10 protein-coding genes and 2 pseudogenes are annotated in these 12,586 nt (G+C 62.5%); 6 read left to right on the forward strand and 6 right to left on the reverse strand.

Going from position 1 to position 12,586, the window contains the following annotated elements; all coding sequences use genetic code 11:
• Positions 1–19 precede the first annotated feature (19 nt).
• Positions 20–448, reverse strand: a complete 429-nt coding sequence (locus ACZ889_RS22650; protein WP_014861849.1) for a PACE efflux transporter — start codon at positions 446–448, stop codon at positions 20–22.
• A gap of 100 nt (positions 449–548) precedes the next feature.
• Between ACZ889_RS22650 and ACZ889_RS22655 the strand changes: the two genes are divergently transcribed.
• The 3 genes and pseudogenes from ACZ889_RS22655 to mcpA (ACZ889_RS22665) form a co-directional block, all read left to right on the forward strand.
• The gene (locus ACZ889_RS22655) at positions 549–1,427 is read left to right on the forward strand and encodes a LysR family transcriptional regulator (RefSeq protein ID WP_476257827.1); all 879 of its coding nucleotides are present in this window, start codon (positions 549–551) and stop codon (positions 1,425–1,427) included.
• A gap of 142 nt (positions 1,428–1,569) precedes the next feature.
• Positions 1,570–2,601 (forward strand): annotated as a pseudogene (mcpA, locus tag ACZ889_RS22660) (methyl-accepting chemotaxis protein McpA); the annotation flags it as partial.
• A gap of 258 nt (positions 2,602–2,859) precedes the next feature.
• Positions 2,860–3,456 (forward strand): annotated as a pseudogene (gene mcpA / locus ACZ889_RS22665) (methyl-accepting chemotaxis protein McpA); the annotation flags it as partial.
• Between the two features lie 53 nt (positions 3,457–3,509).
• On the opposite strand, the gene ACZ889_RS22670 reads toward mcpA (ACZ889_RS22665), so the two are convergent.
• The 3 genes from ACZ889_RS22670 to ACZ889_RS22680 form a co-directional block, all read right to left on the reverse strand.
• Positions 3,510–4,574 (reverse strand): YkvI family membrane protein, encoded by a 1,065-nt coding sequence (locus ACZ889_RS22670; protein WP_012053083.1) that lies wholly within the window; start codon positions 4,572–4,574, stop codon positions 3,510–3,512.
• 112 nt (positions 4,575–4,686) lie between these two features.
• Complete coding sequence (locus ACZ889_RS22675; RefSeq protein ID WP_003250199.1) at positions 4,687–5,064, reverse strand: RidA family protein; 378 nt, start codon at positions 5,062–5,064, stop codon at positions 4,687–4,689.
• 12 nt (positions 5,065–5,076) lie between these two features.
• A complete protein-coding gene (locus ACZ889_RS22680; RefSeq protein ID WP_180689564.1) occupies positions 5,077–6,213 on the reverse strand; it encodes an NAD(P)/FAD-dependent oxidoreductase in 1,137 nt (378 codons plus the stop codon).
• Between the two features lie 115 nt (positions 6,214–6,328).
• Here ACZ889_RS22680 and ACZ889_RS22685 point away from each other — a divergent pair, with 115 nt between their 5' ends.
• Positions 6,329–6,922 carry a helix-turn-helix domain-containing protein gene (locus tag ACZ889_RS22685; protein WP_012053085.1) on the forward strand — a complete coding sequence of 198 codons (594 nt, stop codon included), beginning with the start codon at positions 6,329–6,331 and terminating at the stop codon, positions 6,920–6,922.
• A 125-nt stretch (positions 6,923–7,047) separates the two neighbouring features.
• Positions 7,048–7,833: a sulfite exporter TauE/SafE family protein gene (locus ACZ889_RS22690; RefSeq protein ID WP_003250191.1), complete on the forward strand. Its 786-nt coding sequence runs from the start codon at positions 7,048–7,050 to the stop codon at positions 7,831–7,833.
• Between the two features lie 3 nt (positions 7,834–7,836).
• On the opposite strand, the gene ACZ889_RS22695 is transcribed toward ACZ889_RS22690, so the two are convergent.
• Together ACZ889_RS22695 and ACZ889_RS22700 are read right to left on the reverse strand one after the other, a co-directional pair.
• Positions 7,837–8,376 carry a histidine phosphatase family protein gene (locus tag ACZ889_RS22695; protein ID WP_476257828.1) on the reverse strand — a complete coding sequence of 180 codons (540 nt, stop codon included), beginning with the start codon at positions 8,374–8,376 and terminating at the stop codon, positions 7,837–7,839.
• Between the two features lie 126 nt (positions 8,377–8,502).
• Positions 8,503–10,737, reverse strand: a complete 2,235-nt coding sequence (locus ACZ889_RS22700) for a TonB-dependent siderophore receptor (RefSeq protein WP_476257829.1) — start codon at positions 10,735–10,737, stop codon at positions 8,503–8,505.
• Positions 10,738–11,178: 441 nt separating this feature from the next.
• On the opposite strand from ACZ889_RS22700, the gene ACZ889_RS22705 reads away from it, so the two are divergent.
• Positions 11,179–12,378, forward strand: coding sequence for an MFS transporter (locus ACZ889_RS22705; RefSeq protein ID WP_476257830.1), 1,200 nt, complete (start codon positions 11,179–11,181; stop codon positions 12,376–12,378).
• Positions 12,379–12,586: the final 208 nt, after the last annotated feature.

Consider the following 12,586-nt stretch of genomic DNA (forward strand, 5'->3'; position numbering starts at 1 on the left):
TTCGCAGCGCAAGGCTGTATCAAGCTGTGGCAAGGGCAGAGCTTGGCAAGCCAAACACACGATCAAACGCCCAGTTGTAGGCAAAGGTGTAGCACGGCACCAGGATGATGAACGCCATATCCACCAGCAGCGCCTCCAGCAATGTCATGTCCAGCCACCAGGCAATCAGCGGAATCAAGTAAACCACCAGGGTCAACTGGAAGCCGATGGCATGCACAACCCGCCGCGCCACGCTTCGCCCACGCTTGGCCTGGCGGCTCTCCCAGTACTCGAACAGGGTGTTGTAGATCAGGTTCCAGAGCATCGCGATGGTGGTGATCATCACCGCCAAGGGCCCGGTATGCGACGCCTGCGTATCTGACAGGTAGGCCAGCCCGAGGGTCGACATGCACAGCCCGATCAGTTCATAGAAAGTCACGTAGACCAGCTTGCGTTTCAATCCCTGCACCCAGGTTACCTCCAAAGACAAAAAGCGACGCGGCGATCATGCTTCAATGCACTTGACAGCAAAAGTCAGCAGCTGTCAGATCAACTGACAGGAGGCTGCCATGAACTTTTCCAGCGACAACATCCAGCTGTTTCTGGCCGTGCTCGACCACGGTTCGTTTTCTTCCGCTGCACGTGCCCTTAAGCGCGTGCCTTCAGCCGTGAGCATGGCCATTGGCAACCTTGAAGCAGAACTTGGCTACAGCCTGTTCGAACGTGGCCCGCGTGAAGTTCGGCCAACCGCACAGGCCTTGGCCCTGGAGCCACACGCCAGGCTGATTGCCGAACAACTGGGACTGCTGCAGGTTCATGCCCTGGAGTTGTCCCAAGGACTGGAGAGCAGCCTGACCCTGGCGGTGGTACCCGACATCGATCACCGCCCGCTGCTGGCGGCCATCGCCAACCTCGGTGAGCGCCACCCCTTGCTGGACATTGCCCTGCTCAGCGCCCCGCAGGAAGAAGCCCTGCACTTGCTGGACAGCGGTCGTGCCGACCTCTGCATAGCCTTTGCCGGCCTGCAGGTCGATGCCCGTCGCGGCTTCCAGCACATCGGCATGGAGTCGCTGGTAGCCATCCTGTCGCCGGCCCACCCGGCCTTGCGTGAGGGGCGTATACACTACCTTGAGGACCTGACCCAGGTGCGTCAGATTCTGGTGCGCAGCCGCGATCTGCCTCTGGCTGACCCTCGCCCGCTGATCGGCGCCACACACTGGTCCACCGACAGCTTCGACCTGGCGCTGCAGATGGTTGAAGCTGGCTTGGGCTGGGGTGATCTGCCGTTGTCGCGGGTCGCGCCGCTGCTGGCCAGCGGGCGTCTGGTGCGCCTGGAGTTCCGCAATACACACAACGCGTTGCAACTGCCCGTGCATATCCTGTGGCGCAAACAACAGCCGCTGCAGCAAGCCGCACGCCTGCTGATCGAGCAGTTGGCTGCCCCGTGACTGCCGTCCGTCGAAACGCCTGTAAGAAATTTCTCTAAGCACTTCAATCTTTTACCCCTCGAGCCGATATCTCGGTCGACAGGCCCCGCATCGCGTCATGAGCGCGCTGCGCCCTCCCCTCATTGGCTCAAGGTCTCGAAACATGAACCTGAAATTTCGCCACAAGATCCTGCTCAGCGCCTGCGGCGTCGTGGTCCTGGCATTTGCCCTGTTCACGCTCTACAACGACTACCTGCAACGCAATACCATCCGCCAGAATATCGAAGCCTCGGTGCAGCAGTCCGGTGCACTGACCGCCAGCAGTGTGCAGAACTGGATGAGCGGGCGCATTCTGGTGCTGGAGAACCTGGCCCAGGACATCGGCCAGCAAGGCGCCGGCGACACCTTGGCAGGGCTGATCGAGCAGCCGTCCTACACGCGTAATTTCCTGTTCACCTACCTGGGCCAGGCCAACGGCGAATTCACCCAGCGCCCGGATGCCCAGATGCCCGCCGGTTACGACCCGCGCCAGCGCCCTTGGTATGGCGCCGCCGCCAACGCCGGGCAGACCGTGCTGACCGCCCCGTACCAGGGGGCAGTCGGTGGCCTGATGGTGACCATCGCCACGCCGGTGAAGAGCAAGCGCAATGGCGAACTGATCGGTGTGGTCGGCGGTGACGTTACCCTCGACACCCTCGTCGAGATCATCAACTCGGTCGACTTCGGCGGCATCGGTCACGCCTTCCTGGCCGACGCCAATGGCCAGGTGATCGTCAGCCCGAACAAAGACCAGGTGATGAAGAACCTCAAGGACATCTACCCAGGCAGCAACCTGCGGGTTGCCGCCGGCATGCAGGATGTCACCCTCAACGGCCAGGACCGCATCATCTCGTTCGCCCCGGTGGCCGGCCTGCCTTCGGCGCAGTGGTACATCGGGCTGTCGATCGACAGGGACAAGGCCTATGCCGCGCTCAGCCAGTTCCGCACCTCGGCGATCATTGCCATGCTGATTGCCGTGGCCGCCATCGCCGGCCTGCTCGGCCTGCTGATTCCGGTGCTGATGAGCCCGCTGACCACCATGGGCCGCGCCATGCGCGACATCGCCGAGGGTGAAGGTGACCTTACCCGCCGCCTGGCCGTGCAGAACAAGGACGAATTCGGCGAACTGGCTACCTCGTTCAACCGCTTTGTCGAACGTATCCATGCCTCGATCAGCGAAGTGTCCTCGGCCACCCGCCTGGTGCATGACCTTTCGGAGAAAGTGGTCAGCGCGTCCAATGCGTCGATCAGCGGTTCTGAAGAACAGAGCATGCGCACCAACAGCGTCGCTGCGGCCATCAACGAACTGGGCGCCGCCACCCAGGAAATCGCCCGCAACGCCGCAGATGCTTCGCAACATGCCAGCGGTGCCAGCGAACAGGCGCACGGTGGCCGTGAAGTGGTTGAAGAAGCCATCAGCGCCATGACTGCCCTGTCGCAACGGATCAGCGAGTCGTGCGCGCAGATCGAAACGCTCAACGCCAGCACCGACGAAATCGGCAAGATCCTCGACGTGATCAAGGGCATTTCCCAGCAGACCAACCTGCTGGCACTGAACGCCGCCATCGAAGCGGCCCGTGCCGGTGAGGCCGGCCGTGGCTTTGCCGTGGTGGCCGACGAGGTGCGCAACCTGGCGCACCGTACCCAGGAGTCGGCGGAAGAAATCCACCGCATGATCACCAGCCTGCAGGTGGGCTCGCGCGAAGCGGTGCATACCATGAACACCAGCCAAGTCTCCAGCGAGCAGACCGTACAGGTGGCCAACCAGGCCGGCGAACGCCTGGCCAGCGTGACCCAGCGCATTGGCGAAATCGATGGCATGAACCAGTCGGTGGCGACAGCGACCGAAGAACAGACCGCCGTGGTCGAAAGCCTCAACCTGGACATCACCCAGATCAACGCCCTGAACCAGCAAGGGGTGGAGAACCTCAACGAGACCCTGCGCCATTGCGACCAGCTGGCCCAGCAGGCTGGGCGTTTGAAGCAGTTGGTGGGCAGCTTCAGGATTTAAACGCCGGGTTCAGGCGGCAACGGCCTATGCCTGTTGTCGCCTGTACCAGCCCCTTATGCAGCCACCGCCTTCGCAGCCCTGCCCCGCCGTACCCAGGCCAGCAATACCGCCGTCATCAGCACAAAGCCCAAGTAACCGAAGAACGGGTACACCTCACCCACCAGGCTGATGAACCCCACCAGGCTACAGCCGAACGCCACCACCCCGGTCACCACCGAGCCCCAGCGGAACTTCGTCGTGCCCGCCGGTAACAGCCGCGAGAGGAAGGAAAACAGCGTGCCCACCGCGGTGTTGACGATCATGCCGAAGATGATCAGGCACATCACCAACCCCAGCAGTGGTGACACCTCGTTGGCAATCGACAGCATGGGCATCGGCTGGTCGGCCACACTGTCCAGGCGCGACAGCAGCCCGGCACTCATCACCAGCATCAGGCCGCCTAGCGCTGCACCACCGAGCAGGCCTCCCCACACCGCGGCTTTCTCGCCCTTGGCCGAACCGCCCAGAATGGCCAGGATCGGCGCACCCGCGACGATGTTATACGACACATACAAGAACGCCCCCAGCAGCCAATGGCGGGTGCCGGCCTGTTGCTGGCTGGCCACCTGATCGAGCGCAGCAAAGCTCTGCTCGCGGGTGATCACGGCATACAGCGCTATTGCCGAAGCCACCAGGATCAGCAAGGGGGTGATGGCGCCAATTGCAAGTATCATCTTGCGCACGTCCAGGCACACGATACCGACTACCACCAGCGTCACCAGCACGCTGCCGGTCAGGGCCGGGATGCCGAACTGCTGCTCCAGCAAGGCACCACCACCGGCCAGCATGACCACGGTGACGGCGAACATGAAAAAGGTGATCAACCAGTCGACGAACATGCCCAGGTGACGGCCGCAGATGGCCAGGATCACATCCTTGTGCGAGGTGGCCTGCTGGCGATTGCCCAGCCCCGCCAACGCCATGCCGAGGAAGGTGAACAAGGCGGCGCTGACCAACGCGCCAGCCAACCCCCACACGCCGAAATCGACAAAGAACAACAACAGTTCCCGCCCTGAAGCGAACCCCGCCCCCACGATCACGCCGACAAATGCGCCGGCGATCTTCAGCTGCTCTTGCATGTGAACCTCTGGATTTATTGTTGTTTTGTCATCGCCGTCGCATACCGGTTGTAGGGGCGGCCTTGCAGGCCATCGCGACACAAGGCCGCCTCTACACGGGCTCTTTGCCCTGTCAGGCGTCGCCGACGAACGCCTGCACTTCGATCTCCACATCCACGCCCAGGGCCAACGCCGAAGCCACGGTGGAACGCACCGGTAGCGCCGCGCCGAAGAACGCCTTGTACACCTCGTTGAAGCCGGCGAAATGGCGCATGTCCGACAGCCAGACCGTGGCCTTCACCACCTGGTCGAGACGTGCGCCACAGGCCTCCAGGCTTTCGGCGATACGCTCGCAGGCAGCACGGGTCTGGGTCTGGATATCACCGCGCACCACTTCGCCGCCAGCGCTCATCGGCACCTGCCCGGAGAGGAACAGAAAGCCACCGGCCTTTACGGCGCGGGAAAACGGGAACGGCAAGCTGCTGGGGAAACGCTGAATGTCATTGCTCATGGGATGCTCCTTTCAGGGTTGCTGGAAACGGGCCGGGGACAGGCGCTCGGGCGCCACGCCCTGGCTGACAAGGTCGGGACACAAGGGCTGGCCCATCAGCAAGTCGGCGGCCAGGCGCGAGGCCCCCGCTGCCGACTGGATGCCATAGCCACCCTGGGCCGCCAGCCAGAAAAACGCGGGTGCATGCGCATCGAAACCGATCACCAGGTCGCCGTCGGCAACGAATGAACGCAGCCCGGCCCAGGTGTGGCTAGGGCGGCGGATCGCCAAGGTGGTCATGGCTTCAATGTTGTAAATACCCAAGGCCACGTCGAACTCCTCGGGCACGGCATCCTGTGGCTCGACCGGGTCGGCATTGGCTGGAGACCCCAACAGTTGGCCGGCATCAGGCTTGAAGTAGAAGCTTTCATCGACGCCAATCACTGCAGGCCAGCGGGCAAAGTTTTGTTCTGCCGGGCCGGGGAAGGTGAACGCGCTACGGCGGCACGGTTGCAAGCCGATGCGCGCCACCCCGCACTGCTCGGCCACACGGTCCGCCCAGGCACCTGCAGCATTGACCAGACATCGGGCCTGCAAACGGCTGCCATCGGCCAACTCCACCTGCCACACGCCGTCCAGGTAGCAGGCCTGGATCAGCTCGGCGTTGCAGCGCAGTTCCCCGCCGGCGGTGCGATAACCCCGCAAGAAGCCTTGGTGCAAGGCATGTACATCAAGGTCCATCGCACCTGGCTCAAGCACCGCGCCGGCCAGGGTTTCGCCACGCAGGCTGGGTATCAGTGCCAAGGCCGCGTCCCGGTCCAGCAGGCTGACTTCTGTGCCATTGGCCAGGTTCTGCGCATAAGTTTGCTCAAGCAGTTCACGTTGCTCCAGGCTGGCCACATACAGACAGCCTCGCGGCTCCAGCAGCGGGTGCTCGCAGAAGCCCTGCGGTGGCGCTTCGTAGAAGGCTCGGCTGGCGCGGGTCAGTGCCTGGATCTGTGGGGTGCCGTAAGCCTCCATGAACATGGCCGCCGAACGCCCGGTGGAATGGTAGCCAGGCTGCGATTCACGCTCGACCAGCAGCACGCGCTGCTGACCGGCCAGGCGGTAGCCCAGCGAAGCGCCGGCGATGCCAGCACCGATGATCAGGGTGTCGTAGGTCGGGGTCATGCACGCTCCTGCCAGGCTAATTATCATTTATGAGAATTCTAATATATGAGAATTTAGAAATGCGCAAGGGTCCAAGGTAAGATGCCCGACCAACGCCGCATGCCGAGATCCCTGAATGCCTTCAGCTCTACCCCAGCTTGACCGTGCAGTAGTGGGCCAGCGCCTGCGCCAGGTGCGCAAGGCGCGCCAGATGACCCTCAAGCAATTGTCCGAAGCCAGTGGTGTGCCGCTGTCCACGTTGTCGAAGATGGAACTGGCGCAGGTGTCGGTCAGCTATGAAAAACTGGCCGCTGCTGCGCGGGCGCTGAATGTCGATATTGCCCAGCTGTTCCGCGCCAGCGGCACAGTCAGCGCCCCGGTGCCGGTGACCGTGGTGGTTGACTCACTGCCCGCAGCGGCGGGTTATTCGACCGGCACCTACGACTATTATCCAATTGCCGGGGATTTCCCCGCGCGACGCATGACACCGGCTTATGCCCGCATCATCGCCCGGGAACGCGGCCAGTTCGACGATTTTATCCGCCACCCCGGGCAAGAGTTCGCGCTGGTGCTGAGCGGGCGCGTGCGCATCGAGTTCGAGACCGGCGAAGCAGTCAGCATCGGGCCGCAGGAGACGGCGTATTTCGACAGCCAGGTGGGGCACATCTACCTGTCGGAAAGTGATGACGGTGGTGATGCCCATGTCATGGTGGTGATGACTGATCGTTGATCGGTCGCGCCCGCCCAAGGCAAACCCGGTTATAACCTAATAACGAACAAGTCTATTTGGCTATAAAAAAATCTATATGCTGACTGGCATCCGATAACGGGCAAAGTTGGGCAGTCGAGTAGCGTATGGATGTAGGTTCTTTCGGTTTCACCATTGCTGGCCTGGTCGTGGGCTTCATCGTCGGTATGACCGGCGTCGGTGGCGGCTCGCTGATGACCCCGATCCTGTTGTGGTTTGGTATCCACCCGGCGACCGCTGTCGGTACCGACCTGCTGTATGCAGCGATCACCAAAGCCAGTGGTGTCTGGGTGCACGCGCGCAACAAGAACATCGACTGGAAGATCACCGGCCTGCTCAGCCTGGGCAGCGTGCCCGCAGCGGCGCTGACCCTGTGGTTCCTCAGCACCCTGCACACCGATACCTCGGCGCTCAACGCCATCATCAAGCAAGGCCTGGCGGTGGTGCTGATCCTGACCGCGCTGGCCATCCTGTTCAAATCGCGCCTGCAGGCCTTCGCCAGCCGCCATGCCGGTGATCACTACCACCTCAGCGACCGTAGCCTGAACACCCTCACAGTGCTGACCGGCGTGGTGCTTGGAATCATGGTCACCCTCACCTCCATCGGTGCTGGCGCCCTGGGTACAGTGGCGCTGTTCCTGCTGTACCCGTTCCTGGTCACCCGTCGCCTGGTCGGTACCGAAATTGCCCACGCCGTGCCACTGACCTTGGTAGCAGGCCTGGGCCACGCGGGCATGGGCAACATGGATTGGTCGCTGCTGGGCTACCTGCTGCTGGGCTCGCTGCCAGGCATCTATCTGGGTAGCCACCTCACCGGGCGAATCTCCGACCGCGTGCTGCGCCCTTGCCTGGCAACGATGCTGCTGCTGATCGGTTACAAGCTGGCGTTCTGAGCCTTAGCCCAGGCGCAACCGCCACTGCCCGGTAAAGCTCAGTTGCAGACGTGACAGCGGCAGCACGTCGATTCGCTGCCCGGCACTCATCGGACACCCAAGCACCTGTACCAGCATGGCGCGTATGACCATCGGGTGGGTCACGGCCAGCCAGTCACCCGGCCTGTCAAAGGCCGCCAGCCAAGCGGCCAGGCGCTGGCATAGCGCAGCGAACGACTCGCCACCATGCACGGCACTGGCCGGATCCCGCAGCCATTCTGCCAACGCCTGCGGTTGCTCGGCTTGTAGCTGCTTCAAAGACAAACCCTGCCAACGCCCAAGGTCGCAATCGGCCAAGCCCGGCTCGACCTGTACCGCCCCCGTTAACCACGCCGCCGTCTCGCAGGCCCGCCGCTCTGGCGCACTCAGCAGTTGCACGCCTGATCGGTCGGCGTCTGCCTGTCGGGCTAGCGGCAGGATGCCATCATCCGTATGGTGCAGGCGCCCGTTCTTCTGGGCCTGGGTCAGGGCATGGCAAATCAGGGTCAGGCGTATGGCTTTCACCAGGCATTTCTCGCAGCGGGCTGGGGTGCATGGTTTAGCACGCTGCGAGACGTTTGGCTGCAACAATGTCGCCGGCCATTCGCGACCCGATTGACTTGCGATTGGGCCGCAGGGCGGCCCTTTGGATCAGAAGTTGATATTCAGCGCAGCAAACACCGCCCTGCCCGGCTGGTTATACGTGTTTGCCCCCGAGCTGCTGGCGTTGCCGCCGCGCAGGATCTGCTTGTCGAAGACGTTGTTCACGCCCACCCGCACGTCGTAGTTGGCATTGAACTTGTACCCGGCGCTCACGTCCACCAGGCCATAGGCCTCGACGTCCTGCTGGGCGGCCTTGTCGTAGTCCTGCTGGGTGCGGTAGTTGTAGGTCGGCGATTTTTGCTTGCCGAAGTAAGTACCCGCTACCTGGAATGACAGCTGCTCGGTCGCGCGCCAGTCGAGGCTGGTGTTGACGGTGTATTCCGGGATCACCGACAGCGGCTCGCCCGTTTCGCGATCATCGTTGTCGAGCATCCAGGTCAGGTTGGTGTTCCAGTCCAGGGTCGGGGCCAACTCGATGAAGAAGTTGCCTTCGACACCTTCCACCCGCGCCTTGCCGGCGTTGTCCCACTGAGTCACGCGGCTGCCGGTACCCATGGTGTAAAGCACATCGGTATCACCGATGATCTTGTTCTTGTAGTCGTTGCGGAAGTAGGTGGCACTGGTGCGCCAGGTACCCCGGTCGTACAGCAGGCCGATTTCCTTGTTGACGCTGATCTCGGGCTTGAGGTCGGCGTTGCCCTGCAGGTAGCAGCCACCATTGTTGGCCTGTTGCACACTGCAGCCATTACCGCGGCTGTACAGCAGGTAGTTGGGGTTGGACTGGTACAGGTTCGGAACCTTGTAGGCACGGGCGATGCCGCCTTTTACCGACAGCGCTTCGGTCAGCTTGTGCGACAGGTTCAGGCTGGGGCTGAAGTTGTCACCGAAGCTTTCGTGGTGGTCGAAACGCAGGCCCGGCGTAAGGGTGGTGTCGCCAACGATGATGTTGTCTTCGACAAACAGCGCATAGCTGCGTGCGGTCATCTTCGAGCTGCTGCGATCGAAGCCGACAAGGCCGTCATTGTGGGTGGGGTCGGAGCTTTGCGGGCGCAACGAACCTTGGTCGTTGAGGGTTTCGTACAGGTACTCGCCACCCAAGGTAAGCACATGTTCTGTGCTGCCCATGGCGAACGGCAGGTTCACCTCACTGCTCAGGCGTGTGTTACGCAAACGGGACATGGCCCCACCTTCGTCGCTTGGGGCACCTTCGGTGCGGCCAGCCAAGCCCTCGTTAAGGCGCCAGTTGCGTACGTATTCGTAGGCCAGTGTGGTCTTGCTGGTACCCCAGGTGAAATCACCGAGGTGGGTCAGGTCATAAGTACTGCGCTGCATCACGTTGGTTTCGTGGCCGTAGAGGCTGGAGACGAAGTCGACGTCTCCGCCGCCGTTGCTGTTCATGGTGTCGCCGGCAAAAATGTTGCCCTGACGGCTGTAGCCGGCACTGGCTTCGAGGCGGTGCTCGTCGTTCAGTTTCCAGCTGAGCAGGCCGTTGATGTCCTTGTTGCGAACGCCTTCTCGCCCCGCAACCAGGGCGCTGGTGGCATGCCCGGCGTTGATGTCCAGATCGTCGGCGTCAGTCTTGGCCAGGCCACCGTACAGGCGCAAACCCAGGTTATCGGTCAGGCCGCCACCGAGGTTGAAGTTGGCTCGCCGGCTGGCGCCTTCTGCGCTGTCTTCGGGCAGTTGCGTGTACAGGCTGACGCTCCCTTTCAGCTCGTCGGAAGGACGCTTGGTGATGATATTGACCACCCCGCCCATGGCGCCGGAGCCGTAGCGTGCGGCGGCCGGGCCACGCAGGATCTCGATGCGCTCGACCGCTTCGGCCGGCACCCAATTGGTTTCACCCCGAGTATCACGGTCACCGTTCCAGCCATAGCGCACAGCGTTGCGCGCGCTGGATGGCTTGCCGTCGATGAGGATCAACGTGTTCTCCGGGCCCATGCCGCGCAGGTCGATCTGCCGGTTGTTTCCGCGTGCGCCACTGGCACTGTTGCCGGTCAGGTTAACCCCGGGCTCGCGGCGGATGATGTCGGACAGGTCATTGGCCGGCGGGTGGCGCTTGATGTCCTCGGCCGTGATGATCGACGTGCCCAGGGCCTGTCGCGCCTCGCGCTCGGCGGTGATCAGGGTGTCCTGGATCACCAGCGCGTTGTCGGCGACGGGCACTTCCAGGACCTCACCCGCACGCCGCTCCTCGGACTCTGCCGCAGTCGCCAGCATGGACGGCGACGCCAGCGCAACGAACGCCAGGGCCAGGCTGTTGGGTGAAGTTCTGCACTGCATGGGTACATCTCCTGCGATTCATGAGCGAAAAGGCACATCCCTGTCGGAAACCGGGAGCCCTCGCCCACCGGCCCCGCACTCAGTTTGGCGGCCAACAGGGGTGGTAAATATAGAGAGTCGCAAATGCGAGTAAATCTTATTTACGAAGTTTACATGTTTGTAACTGAACTTTGCTGAACCGTGATCTTTGGCACAGCGAGGCTTGCGAGCCTCGCTGTCGGAGCAACGGTCTTGCTCAACATTTGATAAGCCTTCGCGCTCGCCTTGTAGGAGCGGGTTTACCCGCGAACACCGGCGAAGGCACCCTATGACGGAATGACCACCCTGCATTCATGGACAGTTCAGTCATGTCCGCAGGCTGTTGCTGCCATCCACCTATCCGATTTGCATCCTGTGTGCAGGCATCTACAGTTTCGACGTACAACGCTGCGGAGCGCCCAGATGCGTGGCGATGACAACAGCTGCGCAAGCACTGCCAAAAGCCTGCCGAAGATGCCCCGCAGCATCTGGGCGCTGGGCTTCGTGTCGATGTTGATGGACATTTCCTCGGAGATGATCCACGCCTTACTGCCTCTGTACATGGTCAGTGTGCTCGGCGCTTCGGTGATAGCGGTGGGGTTTATCGAAGGAATCGCCGAGTCGACCGCATCGTTCACCAAGGTGTTCTCTGGCGCCCTCAGCGACCGACTGGGTAAACGCAAGCTGCTGACAGTGATCGGCTATGGCCTGAGTGCGCTGATGAAGCCGGTATTTCCCATGGCCTCCGGACTTGAGTGGCTGACTGCGGCACGCTTCGTCGACCGTGTCGGCAAAGGCATTCGGGGGGCACCCCGCGATGCGCTGGTGGCCGATGTTACGCCGGTCGAGCTGCGCGGCGCAGCGTTCGGCCTGCGTCAGGCGCTCGATACCGTGGGCGCTATCCTCGGGCCATTGCTGGCGATCGTGTTGATGTGGCTGACAGCGAGCCATTTCCAGACCGTGTTCTGGGTAGCTATTATCCCGGCGTTCGTGGCGGTGTATATCCTAGTTGCCTTCGTTCACGAACCTGAAACCTCAGCTATGGGGCGTCCGGTACGCTCACCGTTGGCACTGCACGCGCTGCGTCGCCTGGGGCCGGTCTATTGGCGCCTGATCGGTCTGGCCACGTTGTTCACCCTCGCCCGTTTCAGCGAGGCGTTCTTGCTGCTGCGGGCTCAGAACATAGGCCTGACGCCGCTATGGGCGCCGGCGGTACTGGTATTGATGGCGATGGCCTACTCACTGTCGGCCTACCCTGCCGGCGTGTTGTCGGACCGAGTGGGGCGCCGTGGCGTGCTGATGGCCGGGCTAGGCCTGCTGATCACTGCCGACCTGCTGCTGGCCCTGTTGCCAGGATGGGTCGGGCTTGCCTTTGGGGTAACGGCCTGGGGCCTGCACCTGGGCTTCAGCCAGGGCATCTTCTCTGCCATGATTGCCGACAGCGCCCCCGCCAACTTGCGCGGTACCGCCTTCGGCCTGTTCAACCTGCTGACCGGTGCGGCACTGCTGATAGCCAGCGTGGTAGCCGGATTGCTGTGGGAGAGTGCGGGGTTCCAGGCAACCTTCCTGGTTGGTGCAGGGTTTGCCGTCACCACCCTTGCAGGGCTGACGCTGCTGCGCTGAACCTGGCTAGCCTGGCGGTTCACGGCTGCAGCGCACGCAGGTTGAACAGTTCCATCCTGTAACCCGAACGCTCCCGCCGCAGGGGTCGAACGCCTGGCCAGGGAGCACGGCCTGCCGGTGAAGGCGTTCGAGTGGTTCGGGTCACCAAGGATGTCGGCAATGCACGCAGTGAAGGGGCCAAGCTGATCGCGATGCTGGATGGCGATCT

The organism is Pseudomonas sp. TE3895 (assembly GCF_056278855.1).